Genomic DNA, 20,432 nt, shown 5'->3' with positions numbered 1-20,432 from the left:
GGCCGAGGGCCTGGTGGCAGGTGTGTTTCCTGCCGGACCGCCGCCGGGCGCGCCCGTCCCGGCCGAGGGCCTGGTGGCAGGTGCGTTTCCCGCTGGGCCACCGCCCGGCACGGGACCACCGCCCGCAGCCGAAGGCCTGGAGGCAGGTGCTCCTCCCACCGTGCCGCCGGGCGCGGTCCCGCCGGTCATCGGACCGCCAGGGCCTCGGCCAGGGGGAGGGGCGCTGCCTGGCACCGGACCGCCCGACGGCGGGCCACCTGCCGTTCGACCGGTCTGGGGACCGCCCGCGGGCCCGGCACCGGGCGCGGACCCTGCCGTCATCGGGCCGGTGGAGCCTCGACCGGTCGGTGAACTTCCCGCGAGGGGGCCACCGGCCATCGGACTGGCGGGCCCTCTGCCGGCTTGTGGGCCACCAGGGGAACCGCCGCTGCCGGCAGCCGGACCTCCTGCCCCTCGGCTCGGCCCGGAGTCGCCGGCGACGTTGGTCCGACGGTCGAGGCCACCTGCGGGTGGCCTCGCAGCCGGAGCACCGTTGCCGCCGGGCATCGCGGTGCCGCCCAGTTGCGGAGTGCGCGAGACCGGTCCGCCCGCGGCGCCCGGAGCGGGTGACCGGACGGGAGCGGAAGTCCCACCAGGCAGCGAGGACGGTGCTGTCGCCCGGCTGCCGGTCGACGACGAGGAGGCGGACGGCGAGGACGTGCCGGTCGAACTGCCGCGGTTGGAGGCGGGCGCGGAGGAGTCGATCTTCCGCATCGAGTCGCCCACGGACCGCTCGGTGTCACGAGTCGCCTGTGCGGTGGCCTTCGTCTTGGCGCCGGCGTTGTCTGCGGCCGTCGCGGCCATCTCCGCCGAAGCGCGGGCGGTGCCGATAGCGCGGTCCGCGTGTTGCATGGCGACCTGGCCGAACACGCCGGCACTACCGCCGCTGGCGTTGATGTTCAGCATGCTCGAGACGTTGCTGCGGACCTGGTCACCGCGGCTGGTGATCTTGCTGCCGAGGTTCTCGACCGCGTCGGGGTCCATCCGGGTACCACGACCGCCGACGCTGCCCGCCGACGAGGGCGATGACGATGGCGGCGGGCTGCTGCGGTGGCCACCGCTGCTGCTGCCGTGGTGCGACGAGGACGATGACGGGCCTCGCTGACGTCCGGTCATGCGATGCTCGTCGCCAGGTCGTCCGGCTGAGCTGACAACGTGTTCCCCCAGATGCGTCTTGCCTGCTCGGCAGAATGCCACATCCGGCCGGGCCGCACCCGAGAACCGCGAGTGTCGGCGATCGGGCCGCTCCCGCGACGCGTCCGGCACAGCTGTGGAATTCTTGGGACGTGGTGTCGAGCGCGAGGTTGAGGTGCGGGTGAAGGCGTCCGAAGAGTGGATGTGAACCAACCGACCGACAACCCGAGCGAGCGCATCGACGCGATCTTCGAGCGCGTGTGCGCGAACGGTCTGCGTCGCGGGTCCGTGGCAGGCGCGTCCGACGACCAGATCGACCAGATGGCCGCGGACCAGGGCGTGGAACACGTTCCCGAGGCGGTGCGCCAGGTGTTGCGCATCATGGGTGTCCAATCAGGACTGTGGCTGGCCGGCACCGCGTTCGGGGTCGACGCGATGACCGCCGAACGCAAACGGCACGCCGTCGCCACGCTCAACGGCCTCGACCACGAGTTCGCCGACCCGCGCGGTCTGCTCGCGCTCACGGCGCACCAGGGCTACGCCTACCACGTCGTCGACGGCGCCGACCTGGACCAGGACGACCCACCCGTCTGGGACGTCGTCGAGGGCGAGGGCGCGCGCAAGGCGTGGGACAGCGTCAGCGACTGGTTCGCGGGCACCGCGCCGAACGTCGCCGATCTCCGCGACATGCTGGAGATGATGGAGGAGATGGGCAAACAGCCCCCGAAGTGGGCCGAGTTCGTCGAACCGCGCCAGTCGTGACCGTTTTTCCGTTGTGCGGCAGGGAGTGAAGCACGTGCAGTTCGACATCGCGATCGACGGGAACGAGGCGTTCCGGATCGAGCCCGGCACGGACGCGACGACCGCGCGGTTCGAGACGGTGCTGGGCGCCGAGGTCTGGCGCGTCGCCGAGGAAGGCGCGGCACCGACCGAGCTGGATCCGTTGCAGGGCCACGTGAGCACCGAACGGCTGGTCCTGCTCCGCGAGCTGCCACCGCTGCCCGGCGCGTGGCCGCAGTACCCGTCGCTGCCCCCAGGCGACATGATGCCGCGCACCAACACCTCGATCCTCGGCCAGGTCGAGGAAGCTCTCGTCGCACACGCTCCGGACGGCTGGCAGCAGATCGAACTCCGGTGCCGCGCACTCGGCCGCCTCATGGAGGTGGACGCGTCGGTCACCGTCGACGGCACCACCCACGTGTGGGCGCCGCCGGTGATGGTCAGCCAGTGGCTGCACCGGCTGCGGATGCGCGACTTCCGCAGCAGCCTCGGCACGTGGTTCACCGCCGGCTTCACGTTCGTCTCCGGTGGCGAGACCACACGCCGGTTCCTGATCGAGGGCAAGCCGGAGTGGCAGCTCGCATCGCTCGTCGGCGATGCGCTCACGCACGCTGCCGACGAGCTGCGGTTGCTGCCCAGGCGGCCGGAAGCGGTGCCGGACTGGATGTGGCAGGCGGCCGGCAAGATCCAGCAGTGGGGACGCGTCAAAGCGTGGGACCCTCAGCCGGAGGAGGCTCGGCTCGAACTCGTGCGCGCGTTCGACGTGATCGAGAAAGGCAGAGGAACCTGGTACCGCCCGATGGTCGATGCCAGGGAACATGATCTCCTGCTGCGCTATCTGGAGAGTGCTCCGGTCGTCCTGTCGTCGCGCGGCTCGGCGACGGACCTCTTCACCGGTGGTGACGAGAAGGTCGTCCCGCTCGGCTACCACACCGACGGCCGCTGGGTGTGGCCCGCGAGCGTCGCGTACCACCTGCGCACGCACGAGATCCCGCCGCCGATGGCGCTGGTCGACCACATCCGCCAGCAGCGCTACGAGGTCCCCGTCGTCCCGGAGATCGCGAAGGCCCGTGCGGCGGCGCTCGCGATGGGCAGGCCGTTCAGCGAGAAGCAGGTCGAGGCGGCGTTCCAGAAGGCGCTGGAACCGCTTCGCCTGGTGATCACGCGCGTCCAGACCAGCCCGCGCTTCTACAGCCTGGAGGGCCACCGCGACCAGGCGTGGTGCCTCGTCCGCGACGGCGACTTCTACGAGGTCTACTGGGCCGAGGGCGACCAGAAGGAGAAGCACGAACGGTTCGCGGACGGCCGCAACGCCGTCACCTACCTGACCGGTCAGCTCATCGAGAACCAGGACGCGCTGCGGTTCGAGATCGACGAGGAACTGCCCGCGTGGCAGTCGCCGTACCAGGTGACCTCTGAACTGGACCCGCAACTGGACACGATGACCGGCGTGCGGCTGACCAAGGTCGAAGACCTGTTCGTGCACCGTTATGGCGCTCCTGACGGCAACCTCGCCTATGAGAGCGAGATCCAGTCGGACCGCGAGCACCACCTGTACCGGCTCAAGGGCCCGTGGACGCTGATCACCGCCGTGTCCGCGGAAGGCGTCCGCGCCTACGTCCTGCCGAAGCCGTTCGTCGAGTACCCGGACCACATCGACGACTTCACCCTGCACCCCGGTCTGCCCCCGGCCACGGAGTCCGTGCGCGAACAGGCCCGCCGCCAGGTCCCCGACACCTGGCTGTGGTGCGCCGATCCGGAGGTCAACCCGAACTACGTGGAAGGCATCCCGGACGCGACGCTGTTCGGCGCCTACGCGGTGGGCGCGGACGGCGAACTGACGGGCGAGACCTACCTGAACCCGAACTACCGCCCAGGCCCGGTCCGGCGCGGCTTCCCCGAGCCCCTGGCGGACCTCGACGTGGTGCTGGGCTACGTCGCGTGCGGCTGGGCAACGCAGCACAGGCTGCTGCAAGCGACGCTCGACGCCAACCTGATCGGGGAGACCGACGGCCAGGGCAACCTGCGCATGGGCGTCACCCAGGACGGACGCCGCTTCGTGGCGGTGTGGACGGCCCCGGGCCACGTGCCGCAGGACGCCGCGTCACCCATGCAGACGACAGGCCGCGAACTGGCCCCGGCGCTGGCCGGCGGCGTGCTGGTGATCAACCCCGGCGGTCAGCTCGGCGTGGAGTTGCCGGGTGACGACCTGATCGCCGCGCTGAACGCCTGAGCCGTGACGAACGCGATGTTCACCTTGTTCGAGGGGGAGTTGGACGAGGTGATGGACGTGGTCAAGCGTGCGACGGAAACCGTGCGTGCCACTCGTCGCGGCACACGGCTCAAGCAAGCCCTGATGGGTTGCGGGCAACAGAAGGTGCGGCGGCTCGAGATCGAACGGTTCGTCACCGCCGCCAAGTCCTGATCGTCCGGGCTGGCGGAGGTCGTCCCTGGATCAGTTGACGACAGGGTCGGTGACCTCGGCCACCAAGGACACCACCTCGTCGAGGTGAGTCGGGGTGGTCAGGTGGCCGACGCCGGGGAAGACCTGAATGCCGAGGTTCATGGTTCGGCGCACAGCCGGTGCCAGTCGACGGGGTGGCAGGAACCGGTCGTGTTCCCCGACCCCGACCACACACGGCCGCTCGGCGCGACGGGCCAGCAGTTCGGCGGGCAGGGGCGGCGGGGCCAGCGTCGTGCGGCAGCAGGTGGCCATGAGGGCCATCCACTCCACCTCGGTTTCGGGTGGTTCCGCGCCGGGTGCGACGAACAACCGGAGCATGCGGCGGGTGTGTTCGGCGGTGGGACGCAGCAGCCACACGGTTGAAGCCAGCGCCAGTTTCGGGTCCACTGCGAGACGGATGAAGCCGGCGGGTGAGACCAGCGCACGCGCCGCGATGCGTGGCGAGTCGGCGGCCAGGGCCACGGCGGCGCCCAGCGAATTGCCCGCCAGCACCACCCCGTCGGCGTCCATCGCCGCCAGAATCTCGTCCAGCGCCCGGCCGTACCAGGACAGCCGGGCCCGACGCGGCCGATGTGGATCGCTGAGGCCGGGCTGGCCTGGCAGATCCACCACTGTGGTTGCCCAGCGGACTGACAGCGCCCGCAGCCACGGCAGAGCCACCGCGGCGTTGAAGCCGGTCCCGGGCACCAGGACGACCCGCGGCCGGCCAGTTCCGGCTGAGGTGAGTTCCACCCGGCCGACACTGGTGTCCACGGTCGTGTTGGTGAGTGGGAAGTCCGCTCGCGCCAAGGCTTGCGTACACCACTGCCGCACCGCGCGTTGACCGCTTGAGTTCTTGTACACGGCCGGCATCGCGCCAGTGTGTCCGGCGGATCGTGGTTCGTCCAGCGCTGATGACCGGCGCCTTCAGCTGCACTCGTTGTCGCGCAACGATTATTCCAGGGCGACTGGGATGGTGCGGTCATTCGGACGCTCGGGCTGATGCGGGTGCGGAACGGCTTCTTACCGCCCGCTTACGGCTGCCTGCCGGCCGCGTTCGTGTGGTCCGCGCAGTCCTACGGTCGAGCCCGCCGCCACGCCGCATTGTCACAAGAGGGGGCTGTTGCTGTGGATGTTCCGCTGATCCGTCGGTTGCTCGCCGAGGTCGCCGGCACCGCGATCCTGTGTTTGTTCGGTATAGGGGCCGCGGTGGCGGCCGGTCCGTCCGGGTTGCTGATCGTGGCTCTGGCGCACGGGCTCGCGCTCGCTGTGGCGATCTACGCCTTCGGCGCGATATCCGGTGGTCACTTCAACCCGACCGTCACGTTCGCATTGGCCGTACGCGGCCGGTTCGCGTGGCGTGAGGTACCCGCGTACGTGCTGGCGCAGCTGATCGGAGGTGTGCTCGGCGCCGCCGTGGTCTACGCGGCCTACTCCTCCGCCGCGTTGACCGCCGGTTTGGGGGCGACGGCGTACGGCCCGGCTGTCACACCGGTTCAGGCGCTGGTCGCCGAGGCGGCCGGTGCGTTCATCCTCGTCACGGCCGTCTACGCGCTCGCTGTCGCACCTGATGCGCCCAAGGGCGTGCACGGCTTGGGCATCGGGCTTGCGCTGGCCGCGCAGATCATGGTGTTCGGCCCGCTCACCGGCGCTTCGGTGAACCTCGCCCGGACGATGGGACCGGACGTGGTGCTGTCGCTGGCCGGCGGGACCGTGTTCTGGTCGCAGCTGCTCGTCTACCTCGTCGGCCCGCTCGTCGGTGGCGTTGCCGCGGCGTTGCTGTACGAGGTGATCGGCAACGTCGCTCGACGGGCCGCGGGGACTCGCGCGGCCGAACAGGTCTGAGCACCGACATGTCTGACGAGTTGACCGGCGAAACCGGATCGGAGCGGCTGAGCGCTATCGCGGATGCCCACGCCGACTGCGTGCGGGCGAGGGTGGCGGAGGGCTGGCGGGTCGACGGTATCTCCGTGCGGTGTCGAGGGCGGTGTTACGACAGGTGTCACGGGCAACTGGAAATCCCGGTGGAGCAATGTTCTCTTCGGACCTGAAGGGGCGTTCACCTTGTCCGTGACGATGAGGCTGCCTGGTGGTCAAGGACCGATCGGGATGTAGTGGAGGGCCGGTGCGGCGGCGCGTGGTCACTGATCCATTACGGACGAACCTGGGAGAGTGCCGGCGATCGTTGCGGACCTTGGTCGCCGGCCATGGACAACCAGGACATGCCGAGGGCGACACCGATCATCGTGAACACGCCGCGTGGCCAGAAGATGTGACTGTCGAGAAAGGACACGCTGGCGACGAGAAGCACCACCGCACCCGGCACCGCCCGCCACCTCGCACGCGCGACGGCTGCGGCGGCGATCAGGGCATTGGCGGCGAGAAAGCAGGCCGAGCCGATGTAACCGAGCAGGTCGCCGATGGCGAACACGGCACCAACGACCGGTGTGACACCGTTCTGGGCGTGCACCACAGTTCCCGCGGCGATCCCCGCGACGGCGTCGAGCCCGCCGTAGAAGGCCGCGAAACCGAACGCCGCCAGTCGCCCCGGCCACCGAAGCCACGGCGGCGCCGAGGTCAGCAACAGCCACTGCGCCACGGCCAGCAGCGGAAAGACCGGGAGCAGAACGATGTGCAGCGCCGCCCACGAAGACGAGCTGGCCGCATCGAGCAGGGCGGGATGCGTCGCGCCGAACCCTGCGAGCAGAAGTCCCGGCACGGCGAAGAGAAGGGCGCGCAGCCAACGTGACCTGATCACCGGGCGACCACAGCCACCACCGCGGCTGCTGACAACGAGGCGATCAGGCGGAACCTCCGCCGTTCGTCCACTCGGTGTGTCATTCGTCCTCCTCGTAGGTGCCGCGTCTGACACGACATACGTAGGCGCGAGTGACATCGGCTGGGACACAGTCCGCGACGTCAGCAGTCTGTAAGAACCTCGTTCGTGCTGTGGACGGAGAACATCGCGCTGCCGCTGCTGGTCTGCTTCGCCATCATGTGGGCAGGTGCGGTTGCGGCGATCATGGTCGCGGTCGTAAGGCTGACCTTCTTGTTCGGGTTCGGCAACGTGCTGATCCCGGGCGCGTCCCGGTCGTGCGGGACTACGCCGGGTTCTCCGCGACGGCGAGGTAGTCCGTGTAGATCTGCGGCGAGCCCGAGAACGAGGCCAGCTGCTTCCACTCCTCGTACATCTGCTTGGTGTCGCGGTGGGCGGCCGCGAACTCCGCGGCCTCGCCGGTGGCGATGTCGGGCTCGGGGTAGAAGACGTCGAGCGCGTCCAGGCTCGCGATCTCCATCATCATCACGTACTGGTCGAGGCGGTTGCCCCGCTCGCCCTTGAGCACGTGGAACCGCCAGTCCGGGTAGTCGTCGATCCGGTGGTGGTTCTCGGCGATGAAGCGGTCGAACATCTCCTCGGTCACACCGGCGCGCAACGCCAGGTTGTGGATCCCGACGACCCTGGCGACGGGCTCCTCCCCAGGGCGGTCGCGGTAGCGGGGGCCGGGCGTGACCGTGCTCCGCGGATTGTCGGCCAGCAGCCGGTAGTCGGTGAACAACGTGGGCAGCTCACCGAACGTGCCCAGCCGCCGCCATCGCGCCAGCACAGCCTCCGCCTCGGGATGCCGCGCCCAGAACGCCTGGGCCAGCTCGGTCTGCTCACCCCGGGCTGTGACGTAGCGGTCGCGTTGCTCGGCGCTCTCGATCTCGTACAACATCAGGTACTGCCCGGTCCGCTCTCCGCGCAACCCGCGCAGCAGAGTCCACCGCCACCCCGGGTACAAGGGCAGGTGAACGCCTTCAGCACACACGAAGGTCTCGAACTCCTCGGGCGTGACACCAGCCTCCGTGTCGATGGCGATGTACTGGAAGGTGAACACCGACGAGCGTCCCATTGCGTCCAATCCTCAGGCGGAGAAAGGGAACGCGCGTCCGACAGGCACGACCCCCTGCGTCACATCCTGCCAGCTCCAGAGAACGGGGCCTGCGAACCTTTCCCGCGTACCGGCCCGACGGGCACCCGCCGATGTTCCGGGTGCGTGTCGCATCACCCTGACCGGAGACACGGCCGGAGCAGCAGAAGGGCCGCAACCGAGGTGGTCACGGCCCTTCCGAAGCAACGCTCTGCTCGTGGTGAGCAGGTCTGGGTGGTGCCCCCGGCAGGGCAACGCACAGACGGTTCCAGCCACCTGCGGGGGTCCGGGGGCTCGGCCCCCAGAAAGCGCCCGAAGGCGACCCGGTTCGCGCTTTCCGTGAACACAGACCGCCTTCGACTTCGGTGCCCCCGGCGGGAGCACCAATGGATGGGAATAGGGCTCACCAGCGGCTTCAGGTTGGAGGCTTGGTCGTGCAGGCCAGTTTGACGTTGTAGTGGTCGGGTAGCGCTCGCGTGCGGTGGCGCGCTGCTGTCTCGTTGGTGCCACAGCACTACGTCGCGGACGACCGCCGCCTGTTGCAGGCCAAGATGCTCAGCTTCGGTGCCGTCAACGAGGTTGATCTCGAAGACGACGTCTGCGGTTTCATGTTGCTGCTTGCGGCGGGGCCGCTGCCTGGAGCCGGAAGTTGCGTTCATGCCGCGATCTGAGCATCGGCATGTCTCAGCGCTTTGCGGTCGGCCTGATCCATGCCGCCCCACACGCCGTAGCTCTCGTCCCTGGTGAGTGCCGTGATGGCGCAGGTGAGGCGGACTGGACATAGGCGGCAGATCGTTTTGCAGTCCGCTGCGGCCGTGCTTCCCTGCTCGGAGTCGGTCCAGTCGACTTCTCGGTCTGTGTTTCGGCATGCTGCGTGCACCTGCCACTTCGGTGCACGCAGCGCCACGAGTGTGGTCATACGGCCGGACGAAGAGGGCTGCCGAGGAGGTAGTCGGCGAGGTGGCGGGAGGCGGTGTTCAGCTGCGCTGTCACCTGGTGGCGGTTCATACCGCGTCGCTTGGCCGCGGTTGACCGGTCTCCGTGGTCGAGGAGCACATCGGAGACGAGGTCGGCTTCGTGCGGTGTGATGACGCCGGACAGCATGGCTCCTGCGAGGACGAGGTCCGGATGTCCGTCGGCTGTGCGGGCCTCGATCGCGGTGTCGGTGAGGTCGGACCGGGACATCGCTCGCCGCCTTTCGCTGTTGCAGGCTTCGTGGCCGCGTCGGAAGGCTGCCCAGTAGAGCTGTCCGAAGATCTTCGGTGATCGTGTGTCGGCGATGTCGAGTGCTTGGAGGAAGCCTTCGAGGATTTCGGAGTCCAGGTCGTTGCGGTCACCGCAGAAGCGGGAGCCCAGCTTTCCAGCGATGTGCTTGAGGCCAGGCATCATCATGGCGGCTGCCACGGTGGTCCACGGTTCGGTTGCCGCGTGTGCCTTTCGGACGAGTTCCTTCCATACGGCGTCCTTGCTCACCCAGCTCGTCTGTCGTTTGAGGAGCAGTACGCGCACGCGGTCCAGGGGCAGCTCCTCGTCGGGCAGGCCGCATCCGAGTGCCGCGCAGTCGAGGGTCAGCGGCTGCGGGCCGGCGGTCATCGCGAGGAATCGCTGTTCGATCACGTCCAGGTGCGAGGGGGAGAGCGAGGTCATCGGGGAGGTGCCTTTCGGGGCGGGGGACCATCTCACCGCCAAATCCGCCTCCCGCGGCGTCCGGTGGCAGGGATTCGCCAAAACGGGTGGCGTGTCGCTGATGTGGCTTGGTGGAGGTGCGCCTGGCGCAGGAAATGCTCCTAGCGCGTACCTGGCAGGATGACCGGCCGTGGTGGTGAGCAGGAGCACGGTGCGGAAGCTGGCTGACGTGATTGGAACGCGGCCTGGTCGACTTCGAACCCGACTTCCGCCTGCGCGATCTGGCCGCCGAGATCCACCTGCACGCCGGCCGGCGTGACCTGGCGGGCGAGATGTTGTGGGCCAACTTCACCGACCACCCGAGTCTGGAGTCCTTCCGCGCGCTGCGTCAGGCCACCGCCGAAGGCTTTCCGCCTTGGCGGGAACGCGCGCTCGCCTTCCTCGCCGAGGCACCGCCCGCTACGGGATCCTGGTCGCCGGGCCGTTCGACGCTGGTGGAGATCCTGCTGGCCGACGACGAGACAGAGGCCGCCTGGCAGGCAGCTGTTGACGGCGGTTGCTCGCAGAGTCTGTGGCTCCGCCTCGCGCGGGCCCGTGCCGCGAGCCACCCTGCCGACGCCATCCCGATCCTGCTCCGTGCCGTTGACCGGGCGATCGAGCTCCGCAATCGTGACTCCTACCGGGAGGCGGCCCGCCTGCTGGTCGAGGCCAGGAGCCTCTTCGCCCGCTGCGACCGTGATGGCGACTTCAGCGACCACATGACCGCGGTGCGCGACACGCACCGCACGAAGTGGGCTCTACGTCAGGAACTCGACTGGGCGGAGCTTCCCTGATCAGGCGAGCGTGAGGTATGCGCCTCGGTGCATGCATGGATTCCGTGTGTTCGCCTCATCCGCGGTCTGAGTGTGGCGTGCATGCAATGGACCGTCACAGATATGACCAGCGACTACTTCGCATCTTTCGCAGCGCGGAACACGTCCGGTTCGAGATAGATGACCCGTGCGATCGGAACCGCGGTCCGCACCCGTTGTTCGGCGGATACCGGCCGACATGGTCCCCGAGATCGCCAGAGCAGCGGAGATGATCAGCGAACAAGTCGCCAAAAAGCACCAAGCGCCTGGACAGAGTCTGACCGGCGCTTGTGTGGATGGTGCTGGTGTCCCCGGCAGGGCAACGCGCAGACGGTCCCGGCTACCTGCGGGGGTCCGGGGGCTTGCCCCCGGCTGGGGTCTGGGGGCTCGGCCCCCAGAAAACGCCCGAAGGCGACCCGGTTCGCGCTTTCCGCGAACACGAATCGCCTTCGACTTCGGTGCCCCCGGCAGGATTCGAACCTGCGCTCCCGCCTCCGGAGGGCGGTGCTCTATCCCCTGAGCTACGGGGGCCGTAGCTACGTGGAAGATCCTAGCGCACTCGCGCGACTGTGTTTCACACCCACCCCCAGCGGTGGTGGAGCGTGGCCTTCGTCACCAGCTCGTGGGACTGGGAACACCCCGGATTGCACTCATGCGCATGTCGCTATATGTTCCGAAGTATGGGTCATGGCCACGGACACGGATCGGCGTCGGCGAGCGGGCAGCACGCCGGCAAGCTGTGGGTCGCGTTCGGCATCGGCGCGGTCTTCATGGTGGTGGAGTTCGTCGTGGGGTTCGCGACGTCCTCGCTCGCCCTGATCTCCGATGCCGCGCACATGCTCACCGACGTGCTCGGGGTCGGCATGGCGCTGGCCGCGATCATGGTGGCCAAGCGGGCCAGGGCCGGGAAGAACCGCACGTTCGGGTTCTACCGGGCCGAGGTGCTGGCGGCGCTGGCCAACGCCGTTCTGCTGTTCGGGGTGGCGGGTTACGTGATCTACGAGGCCGTCGGTCGGTTTCAGGATCCGCCGGACGTGCCCGGCTGGCCGGTGTTGATCGCCGCCACGCTCGGGCTGGCGGCGAACCTCGTCAGCTTCAGCGTCCTCAAGGAGGGCGCGAAGGAGAGCATCAACGTCAAGGGTGCGTATCTGGAGGTGCTCGCCGACCTGATCGGGTCGGTGGGTGTGCTGATCTCGGCGCTGGTGATGATCACGACGGGCTGGAAGTACGCGGACCCGATCATGGGTGTGCTGATCGGCGTGTGGGTGTTGCCGCGGACGTACAGCCTCGCCAAGAACGCGCTGCACATCCTGTTCCAGCACGCGCCGGAGCGGTTGGACGTCACCGAGATGCAGAAGGCGCTCAACCAGCTGCCTGGGGTCACCGAGGCGCACGACCTGCACGTGTGGACGCTCACCAGCGGTATGGAGGTGGCTTCGGCTCACCTCACGACCGCGGAGAACGCCGACCACGAGAACGTGCTCAAGGCCGCTCAGTCGTTGCTGGCGACCAGGTACCACATCGAGCACGCGACGCTGCAGGTCGAGGGTGGCTCGTCAGCGCAGCGGTGCCGGGAGCTTTCGTGGTGAGCCGGGCAGGTCGCGGATCCCGTCCTTAGTGGACTGCGTGCCGGTTCGTGACGGAACGGCCGGGTTGCGGGGTTGTGGCACCGCGACCCACACTCGGCCTCGTTCGAACGGCACCACAGGAGCCTCCCCGGTCACTGCTGACGAATCGTCAAGATCTCATCGAAGTATGTCTTAAAGGGATAGATCCTTTCAGGTGAACGGGAAAGGCCGCGTTCCGTGACGGAACGCGGCCTTTCCTGCCAGAACGAAGGTCAGTTACGCGTTACAGCCCAGCGCACTGTCCTGCCTTCGGCCCCTTCACGTCGTTCGCGAAGCCGTTGTTCGACGGGTCGGGGGTGTTGCCCGTGCAGGACAGCGGTCCGCCGACCGAGGTGGCCGCCACCACTGACCTGGTCTTGTTCGAGGTCAGTGACACAGGGCCACCGACCGTCGAGTTCTCGATCGCGACCTCCGTCGAGGAGCCGTGCACCGACACCGGACCGCCCACGCGAGTGCCCACGAGCACCACGGAGGCCGCGTTCGCCGCCGACAGCGGGCCCTTGATCTCTCCGCCGAAGACGTAGAGCGTGGCACCGCTCGCGACGGTCACCGGGCCGTTGATCGTCGCACCGTCCACATAGGTCACGCCCTTGACCTGCAGCGGACCGTTGACGGTGCCGGTCACCGTGGTGGTGGCGGCGGGCAGCGGCTTCGACATCAGCTCGAACTCGGCCAGGGCCACGTCGCCGGAGAACTCCAGCCGGTAGAAGTTGTACCGGCCAGGCGAGGCGATCTTGAACGAGCGCGTGTACTGCTGCCACTGGAAGTTCTCGCCGGAACGCTTGTCGACCGTCGACCACGTCTTGCCGTCGTAGGAGCCCTTCAGCTCCCAGGCCGACGGCGACGTGCCCGTCTTGGCGTTGGTCAACGTGTAGAACTCCGCCTTCTCCTTCACGTCCGCGGCCTTGAAGTCGAACGACTTCACCACAGCGGAGGTCGAGGAGCTGTTGTCGACCAGCGCGCCCACGGCAACGCCGGAAGCCACGTCGCGCAACGGCGTCGGAACCGCGTCACCGGTGGTGATCGAGTCCGGCACGTCGTTGACGCCGGTGCCCCAGGCAGAAGGCTTCGGGCCCATGTCGAAGTCGATCGTGGCACCGGCCGCGAGCACGTCGTGCGGCAGCGACGTCTTGTTCCACGCCTTGCCGTTGACCTTCACGCCCTGCACGTAGATGTTCTTCGCGTTGTTCTTCGGCGCGTTGATGACGAGCTTCTTGCCGTTCTCCAGCTTCACGGTCGCCTTGGTGAACAGCGGCGAACCGATCGCGTAGGCCGGCTTGCCCATCTGCAACGGGTAGAAGCCCAGCGACGAGAACAGGTACCACGCCGACATCTCGCCGTTGTCCTCGTCACCCGCGTAGCCCTGGCCCTGCTGCGAGCCCACGTACAGGCGCGACAGGATCTCGCGCACCTTCTCCTGGGTGCCCGAGGGCTTGCCCGCGTAGTTGTACATGTAGGCGATGTGGTGCGACGGCTGGTTGGAGTGGCCGTACTGGCCCATCCGCACGTCCCGCGCCTCGATCATCTCGTGGATCACGCCGCCGTAGCCGCCGGGGAACTTCGCGGTCTCCGGCAGGGTGAAGAACGAGTCGAGCTTCTGCGCCAGCTTGTCCCGTCCGCCGTACAGGTTCGCGAGACCCTGCCCGTCGTGCGGCACCGTGAACGCCATGTTCCAGCCGTTCGTCTCGGTGTAGTCGTAGCGCCAGTCCTGCGGGTTGTACTTCGCCGGGTCCTCGACCCGCCAGGAGCCGTCGACGTTGCGGTTCTGGAAGAAGTCGATCCGCTTGTCGAACGTCAGCACGTAGTTCTGGGCGCGGTTGAGGAAGTACTCGTGCTCCTCCGCGTACCGCTTCTCGCCCGTCTTCTCGTGCAGCGCCTTCGCCATCGACGCGATGCCGAAGTCGTTGACGTAGCCCTCGATCGCCCACGACCACGCCTCGTCGAGCTGGTCGTTGCCGGTGTAGCCGAGGAAGATCGACTTGTCCATGCCCTTGCGGCCGACGTTGTTGCTCGGCGGCACGACGGACGCGTTCTTCACCGCGGCGTCGTAGGCGGCCTTGATGTCGAAGTTCGACACGCCCTTCAGGTACGCGTCGGCGAACGCCACGTCGGAGCTCGTGCCGGTCATCAGGTCCGCGTAACCGGGGGAGGACCAGCGCGAGATCCAGCCGCCGTCCTTGTACTGCTGGACGAAGCCCTCGGCCATCTCACCCGCCTGCGACGGCGTGAACAGCGAGTAGGCGGGCCAGGTCGTGCGGTAGGTGTCCCAGAACCCGTTGTTGACGTAGACCTTGCCGTCGACGATCTTCGCGCCCGTCTGCGTCGGCGTGCTCGGACCGGTCGCGGGCGCCACCGGGGACGCGTACTTGGTCTTGCCGCCGACGTTCTCGAAGCCCGAGTTCGGGTAGAGGTAGAGGCGGTACATGTTGGAGTACATCGTGATCAGCTGTTCTTCGGACGCGCCCTCGACCGTGATGATGCCGAGGATCTTGTCCCACGCGGCCTGCGCGCGGTCGCGCACGGCGTCGAACGTGTCGGACGCCGAGACCTCCTGCTCCAGGTTCGACTTCGCCTGGTCGACGGAGATCAGCGAGGTGGCGATCCGCAGCTCGACGGTCTTGTCGCCGAACGAGAAGTAGCCGCCCACGTTGTCGCGGCCCGCGCCGGTCAGCCGGCCGCTCGCCGTGACCGCCTTGTCGACCTTGCCGTAGACGAACAGGCGGGTCGCGCCGGTGGAGAGGCCGCTCTTGACGTCCGAGTAGCCCGTGACGACACCGGAAGCGGCGTCGAGGGTGACACCACCGAGGTTGTTCACGTTGTCGAACACGAGGTTCCTCTGGCCCGTGTCGGCGAACGTGAACCGGAAGACCGCCGCGTGGTCGGTCGGCGCGATCTCCGTCTTCATGCCGTTCTCGAAGGTCACGCCGTAGTAGTGCGCCTTCGCGATCTCGTTGTCGTGCTTGAACGGCAGCGCACGCAGCGCGCGGTCCTGGGTCGGCGCCTTGTCCGAAGGCATGACCTGGAACGTCTGGCGGTCACCCATCCACGGGCTGGGCTCGTGGGACGTCGTGAACGCCTGCAGCGTCGGCAGGTTCTGCGCGTTGTTGCGCTGCGCGTACTCGTACAGCCAGCTCTGCGAACCCGCGTTGGTCATCGGGGTCCAGAAGTTGAAGCCGTGCGGCACCGCGGTCGCCGGGAAGTTGTTGCCGCGCGAGAACGAGCCGTTCGAGTTCGTGCCACGCGTGGTCAGCACGTAGTCGGAAGGCTTCGCGTACTGCTTGGTGACGACGTCGCCGATGCGGATGTCGTCGTACCAGGCGCCGAAGTCCGTCGGGCCCTTCGGGCTGTCGAAGGCGACCAGGATCCGCTTGATCGTCTTGCCGGCCGCGACGGTGCCGATCGTGGACGCCACCTTGTTCCACTGGCTCGCGTACAGGAACTTGCCCGCGCCCTGACCCTGCGGCGACAGCGTCGCGCCGTGCTGGTCGACCGCCTTGAGGTCGCTCAGGTACGTGCCGTCGGAGAACGCGAGGTCCACCGACGAGTACGTGCTCGGGTAGTTCAGGTTGTCGGTCACGAACTCCGGGAAGATCATGTACGACAGCTCGGTCCTGGCGCTGACCGGGATGTCGACGTCGAAAACCTTGTTGTAGCTGTACGCACGGCCCTCGGTCGTCTGCCTGCCCTGGGTGCGGAACGACTTCACGCCCGTCCAGCCGGCGCGCGACTTGGAGGTGTAGCCGCTCGTGGGACCGGAGCCGACGACGCTGCGCATGTTCGGCGACGGGGGCGTCGTGGAGCCGTCGGAGAGCTGCCACTCCGCGAGCTGGATGATGTTCGTGGAGCCGTTGTTCAGCGTGATGTCGAGCTTGTACCAGCTGTAGGACCCCGGCGTCGCGACGTCGTAGGTCTTCGTCTGGAAGCGCTCGGAGAACGTCTCACCGGTGCGGGTGTCGAGCACGGTCCAGTCGGTGCCGTTGGTCGAGCCCTGCACGGTCCAGTTCTTGGGGTCGCGCTCCGGCGAGTCGTTCGCCGAGGACAGCGCGTACTTCTTGATGTTCTGGGCGGCGGGGAACTTGTACGTCACCCAGCCGGTGGTGGCGAACACCAGCCACTTCGAGTTGACCGTGCCGTCCCAGAGGTTGTCGACGACCTCGCCGGACTCCGCGTACTCGCCGTTGGCCGTGGCCTTCTCGACCTTGTCCGACACGTTGCCGGGGATGCCGGAGCCGTCCGAGCCGATCACGCCTGCGGCCTTCGGCTTGCCCGACGCGTCGGTCTCGACCGTGTTCGACCACGACGGTTGTGGTTGACCGTCCTCAAAGGACGACGAAAAACCCACTCCTGGCTCCTCTGGTGCGGCGGCCGCGTAGCCGTTGGTGACGCCACACACCAGTGTCGCAGTGATCGCAACGCTCAACAGAGTTCTGGTTCGTCTCTTCCCCAGTTGCCTCATTGCAACCCTTCCGCCGCCTAGCCCTGCCCCTTTTGGGTGGGAGCGTTTCGGCACGTGACATCGTTGTCAAGGGACGGGACAGGAATTGTCGCGCAACCTGTCTTCTCAACAGTTGCGCGTTGCGCGAGTGGATCAAGATCTAGAATCGGCCGGTGAGCGACCGCAAGCCGCCAGAGGTGGGTACACCGGCGGGCATGCGCGTGCTCAACCAACGCGCCGTGCTCGATCGGTTGCGCCTTCTGGGTGCGGCCACCCGCCCCCGGATAGCCAAGGACACCGGGCTGTCCAAGCCCACCGTCGGGCAGGCGCTGGTCGATCTCGAACGTCACGGCCTGGTGCGCCCGACCGGCCGCACCACCACCGGTCCTGGCCGCTCCGCGGTGGTCTACGAGCCGAATCCCTCCGCCGGGTACGTGCTGGGCGTCGACATCGGCCGGGAACGGATCCGGGCGGCGCTGGCCGATCTGGGCGGGTCCGTGGTGGCCCGTGTGGACGTGCGCAACCGCAGCCGGTCGGCCGCCGCCCTGGTGCGCACCGTGACCGAGCTGGCCGAACGCACGGTGGCGGACGCTGGGATCGCTCTCACGGACGTCGTGGTGAAGGTGATCGGCAGCCCCGGCGTGATCGACCAGCGCTCACGGGTCGTGCGGCACGCGCCGCAGCTGCCGGGCTGGGAGTCGCTCGGCGTGCTGGACGGACTGGAATCGTCGCTCGGGCCGGTGATGGTCGTCGAGAACGACGCGAACCTGGCCGCGTTGGGGGAGCACGTCTACGGGGCGGCCAAGGACGCGCGCGTGTTCGTGTGCGCGACGGTCGGCACCGGCGTCGGCATGGGCATCGTCGTGAACGGAGTGCTGTTCCGCGGCGCGCACGGGGCGGCCGGCGAGGTCGGTTTCCTGCCGTACGGGGAGTCCGCTTCGGACGTCCGTCGTGGACAGTTCGAGGACGCGGCGTCGGCGGGATCCGTTGTGGACCTGGCACGGGAACGCGGGCTGACGGCGCGCTCGGCCCGTGACGTGTTCGGCCTCGCGCGCAAAGGCGACGATCAGGCGTTGGAGATCGTGCGGCTGGAAGCGGAACGGCTCGCGTTCCTCGTCGCCGCCGTGGCCGCGGTGATCGATCCGGAACTGGTCGTGCTGGGCGGTGGCGTCGGGTCGAACGTCGACCTGCTGCTCGCTCCGCTGGAGGCGACGCTGCGCACGATGACACCGCTGGCGCCCCCGATCGTGGCGGGCTCGCTGGGCGACGGCGCGGTGCTCTCCGGAGCACTCGCGATGGGCCTGGAGGCGGCACGTGAATTGGTCTTTGAAGTTACTCTCTGAGAGTAGTTGAGTAGCTCTCACCTGGTGATTCACTCAATTGTAGTAACTGTTAACGGCGTTATGTGGCTTAGCGTTACCGACACCTCCACCTGGAGGGTTGTGTCCTTCCGTTGCAAGGGGAGTCGGTAGGGGGATGCGGGGGACGTAGCCCCCTACCGGCCGTGCACTGGGCAGGTGCCGCGCCCGCACCACCATCAGCCTGCCCAGTGCAGCAACGGCTAACGAGGTGTCGGCCGGTGGACGTTCGCCGTCGTCGACTCGTGATGGGTGGAGTCCGCGATCCACGCCCCTGGGATGGACGCGTCGAGCACGCCGTCCTCCAGCCACGTGTAGTCGCCGTCGAGGACCTGCCTGGCCAGCACCTGGTCGCTGTCGTCGGTGTTCTTCCAGAGCTTCTCGAACAGCTCGTCGACCCGGACCCGCGCCTGCTTGGCGAACGCGTCCGCGAGCGCATGCGCGTTGGGGTTCTCGTCCTGAGCGGCCCGCACGCACGCGGCGCTGATCGCGAACAGCTCGGCCCCGATGTCCACGATCCGGCTCAGGAACCGCTGCTTGCGCTCCATCTTCCCCTGCCACCGCGACATCGCGTAGAACGTCTGCCGCGCCAGCTTGCGCGCCGACCGTTCGACGAACCGCAGGTGCTTGGCGAGCGGCCCGAACTCCGTGTAGCCGGCCGGGGTCTGGCCCTTGCCGACGACGAGCGTGGGCAGCCACTTGGCGTAGAACCCGCCTGCCTTGGCCGCCGCCTTCATCTTCGCGTTGCGGTCGGCGTCCGGGTCGATGATGTCGCCGGCCACGCTGAGATGCGCGTCCACGGCCTCGCGCGCGATCAGCAGGTGCATGATCTCGGTCGAGCCCTCGAAGATGCGGTTGATCCGGAGGTCCCGCAGGATCTGTTCGGCCGCGATGCCGCGTTCTCCGCGCGCCGCCTGGCTCTCCGCCGTCTCGTAGCCGCGGCCGCCGCGGATCTGGACCAGTTCGTCGGCCACCAGCCAGGCCTTCTCGGACGCGTAGAGCTTCGCGAGGGCGGCCTCGATGCGGATGTCGTGCTTGCCGGCGTCCGCGAGCTCGGAACTGAGGTCCAGCACGGCTTCCAGCGCGTACGCCGTGGCGGCGATGTAGGCGATCTTGCCCGCGACGGCCTCGTGCTTGCCGACCGGCAGGCCCCACTGGACGCGCGAGCCCGACCACTCGCGGGCGATCTTGAGGCACCACTTGGCGCTTCCCGCACAGAGGGCGGGGAGGCTCAGCCGGCCGGTGTTCAGGGTGGCCAGCGCGATCTTGAGACCGGCACCCTCCTTGCCGATGACGTTCTTCTTGGGCACCCGGACGTTGTGGAACCTCGTCACGCCGTTCTCCAGGCCGCGCAGGCCCATGAACGCGTTGCGGTTCTCGACGGTGATGCCCTCGGCGTCGGCTTCGACGACGAACGCCGTGATGCCCTTGTCCGGCACCTGGGCCATGACGACCAGCAGGTCGGCCACGACTCCGTTGGTGGTCCACAGCTTCACGCCGTCGAGGACGTAGTCGTCGCCGTCCGGCTTCGCGATGGTGCCGAGCCTGGCCGGGTCAGAGCCGACGTCCGGCTCGGTGAGCAGGAACGCGGTGATCTCGCCCTTGGCGCACCGGGGCAGGAACTCCTGCTTCTGCTCCGGGCTGCCGAACATCGCGACGGGCTGCGGGACGCCGATGGACTGGTGCGCGGACAGCATGGCGCCGATCGCGGGGCTGGCGGAGCCGACGAGCATCAGGGCCTTGTTGTAGTAGACCTGGGTCAGTCCGATGCCGCCGTACTCGGGCTTGATTTTCATGCCGAACGCGCCGAGGTCCTTGAGGCCCTTCAGGACTTCGTCGGGGATCTGGGCGTCGCGTTCGATGACGGTGTTGTCGATGTGGGACTCGGTGAACTTCCGGAGCTTCTCCAGGAACGCCTCGCCGCGTGCGCGGTCCTCGGCGGTGCCGCTCGGATGCGGGTGGATGAGGTCGATGCGGAAGTGACCGAGGAAGAGCTCCTTGCCGAAACTCGGTCGCTGCCAGCGGGTTTCCCGTGCTTGTTCGGCGACCTGCCTGGCCGCGCGCTCGTCGACGGTCATGGGTTACCTCCCAGTAGGTGTGACCCACGTTACTCGGGGGTAGGCGGATGTCCACCTGCTCGCGGGGTGAAACCAGGTAACGGAAGGCCGCCCTTTTCAGGATGGCCTTGCGCGTTGCGACCAGCCGCGCGATGGGCGTTGCCCGGACA

The 20,432-nt window shown here is 68.1% G+C and carries 15 protein-coding genes, 1 tRNA gene and 1 pseudogene; 9 read left to right on the top strand and 8 right to left on the bottom strand.

Features of this window, described 5'->3' with window-relative positions; genetic code table 11:
* Positions 1–532 precede the first annotated feature (532 nt).
* From ACIRG5_RS31130 to ACIRG5_RS31115, 4 genes and pseudogenes are all read left to right on the top strand, one after another.
* Positions 533–1,144, top strand: a complete 612-nt coding sequence (locus ACIRG5_RS31130; protein ID WP_402911164.1) for a hypothetical protein — start codon at positions 533–535, stop codon at positions 1,142–1,144.
* Positions 1,145–1,377: 233 nt separating this feature from the next.
* The gene (locus tag ACIRG5_RS31125; protein ID WP_402911161.1) at positions 1,378–1,935 is read left to right on the top strand and encodes a hypothetical protein; all 558 of its coding nucleotides are present in this window, start codon (positions 1,378–1,380) and stop codon (positions 1,933–1,935) included.
* A gap of 34 nt (positions 1,936–1,969) precedes the next feature.
* Positions 1,970–4,186: an SseB family protein gene (locus tag ACIRG5_RS31120; protein WP_402911159.1), complete on the top strand. Its 2,217-nt coding sequence runs from the start codon at positions 1,970–1,972 to the stop codon at positions 4,184–4,186.
* 6 nt (positions 4,187–4,192) lie between these two features.
* Positions 4,193–4,378, top strand: a pseudogene (locus ACIRG5_RS31115) (thiamine-binding protein); the annotation flags it as partial.
* 30 nt (positions 4,379–4,408) lie between these two features.
* Here the strand turns inward: ACIRG5_RS31115 and ACIRG5_RS31110 are convergent.
* Positions 4,409–5,170 carry an alpha/beta fold hydrolase gene (locus ACIRG5_RS31110; RefSeq protein ID WP_402911157.1) on the bottom strand — a complete coding sequence of 254 codons (762 nt, stop codon included), beginning with the start codon at positions 5,168–5,170 and terminating at the stop codon, positions 4,409–4,411.
* Between the two features lie 354 nt (positions 5,171–5,524).
* On the opposite strand from ACIRG5_RS31110, the gene ACIRG5_RS31105 reads away from it, so the two are divergent.
* Positions 5,525–6,241: an MIP/aquaporin family protein gene (locus ACIRG5_RS31105; RefSeq protein WP_402911154.1), complete on the top strand. Its 717-nt coding sequence runs from the start codon at positions 5,525–5,527 to the stop codon at positions 6,239–6,241.
* A 307-nt stretch (positions 6,242–6,548) separates the two neighbouring features.
* On the opposite strand, the gene ACIRG5_RS31100 is transcribed toward ACIRG5_RS31105, so the two are convergent.
* On the bottom strand, positions 6,549–7,154 hold the full coding sequence (locus ACIRG5_RS31100) for a hypothetical protein (RefSeq protein ID WP_402911151.1): 606 nt from the start codon (positions 7,152–7,154) through the stop codon (positions 6,549–6,551).
* Positions 7,155–7,497: 343 nt separating this feature from the next.
* A complete protein-coding gene (locus ACIRG5_RS31095; RefSeq protein ID WP_402911149.1) occupies positions 7,498–8,289 on the bottom strand; it encodes a hypothetical protein in 792 nt (263 codons plus the stop codon).
* A 521-nt stretch (positions 8,290–8,810) separates the two neighbouring features.
* Here ACIRG5_RS31095 and ACIRG5_RS31090 point away from each other — a divergent pair.
* Positions 8,811–8,978 carry a hypothetical protein gene (locus tag ACIRG5_RS31090; RefSeq protein WP_402911147.1) on the top strand — a complete coding sequence of 56 codons (168 nt, stop codon included), beginning with the start codon at positions 8,811–8,813 and terminating at the stop codon, positions 8,976–8,978.
* Here ACIRG5_RS31090 and ACIRG5_RS31085 read toward each other — a convergent pair.
* Positions 8,963–9,226, bottom strand: a complete 264-nt coding sequence (locus ACIRG5_RS31085; protein WP_402911145.1) for a WhiB family transcriptional regulator — start codon at positions 9,224–9,226, stop codon at positions 8,963–8,965. The two genes, ACIRG5_RS31090 and ACIRG5_RS31085, sit on opposite strands and share 16 nt — an antisense overlap.
* Positions 9,223–9,954, bottom strand: a complete 732-nt coding sequence (locus tag ACIRG5_RS31080; protein ID WP_402911143.1) for a hypothetical protein — start codon at positions 9,952–9,954, stop codon at positions 9,223–9,225. The genes ACIRG5_RS31085 and ACIRG5_RS31080 overlap by 4 nt, the downstream gene beginning before the upstream one ends.
* Before the next feature lie 212 nt (positions 9,955–10,166).
* On the opposite strand from ACIRG5_RS31080, the gene ACIRG5_RS31075 reads away from it, so the two are divergent.
* On the top strand, positions 10,167–10,766 hold the full coding sequence (locus ACIRG5_RS31075) for a hypothetical protein (RefSeq protein WP_402911141.1): 600 nt from the start codon (positions 10,167–10,169) through the stop codon (positions 10,764–10,766).
* A gap of 477 nt (positions 10,767–11,243) precedes the next feature.
* Here the strand turns inward: ACIRG5_RS31075 and ACIRG5_RS31070 are convergent.
* Positions 11,244–11,315 (bottom strand) — tRNA-Arg (locus ACIRG5_RS31070).
* Between the two features lie 149 nt (positions 11,316–11,464).
* Between ACIRG5_RS31070 and ACIRG5_RS31065 the strand changes: the two genes are divergently transcribed.
* Positions 11,465–12,373: a cation diffusion facilitator family transporter gene (locus ACIRG5_RS31065; RefSeq protein WP_402911139.1), complete on the top strand. Its 909-nt coding sequence runs from the start codon at positions 11,465–11,467 to the stop codon at positions 12,371–12,373.
* A 262-nt stretch (positions 12,374–12,635) separates the two neighbouring features.
* Here the strand turns inward: ACIRG5_RS31065 and ACIRG5_RS31060 are convergent, their stop codons facing one another.
* The gene (locus tag ACIRG5_RS31060) at positions 12,636–16,868 is read right to left on the bottom strand and encodes a GH92 family glycosyl hydrolase (RefSeq protein WP_402911136.1); all 4,233 of its coding nucleotides are present in this window, start codon (positions 16,866–16,868) and stop codon (positions 12,636–12,638) included.
* A gap of 152 nt (positions 16,869–17,020) precedes the next feature.
* Between ACIRG5_RS31060 and ACIRG5_RS31055 the strand changes: the two genes are divergently transcribed.
* The gene (locus ACIRG5_RS31055) at positions 17,021–18,190 is read left to right on the top strand and encodes an ROK family protein (protein WP_402911133.1); all 1,170 of its coding nucleotides are present in this window, start codon (positions 17,021–17,023) and stop codon (positions 18,188–18,190) included.
* Between the two features lie 218 nt (positions 18,191–18,408).
* Here ACIRG5_RS31055 and ACIRG5_RS31050 read toward each other — a convergent pair whose 3' ends face one another.
* The gene (locus ACIRG5_RS31050) at positions 18,409–20,283 is read right to left on the bottom strand and encodes an acyl-CoA dehydrogenase family protein (protein ID WP_402911130.1); all 1,875 of its coding nucleotides are present in this window, start codon (positions 20,281–20,283) and stop codon (positions 18,409–18,411) included.
* Positions 20,284–20,432 lie beyond the last annotated feature (149 nt).

Source organism: Lentzea sp. NPDC102401, from assembly GCF_044765805.1.
Taxonomy (GTDB): Bacteria; Actinomycetota; Actinomycetes; order Mycobacteriales; family Pseudonocardiaceae; genus Lentzea; species Lentzea sokolovensis.
This window is presented reverse-complemented; position numbering and strand designations above follow the sequence as displayed.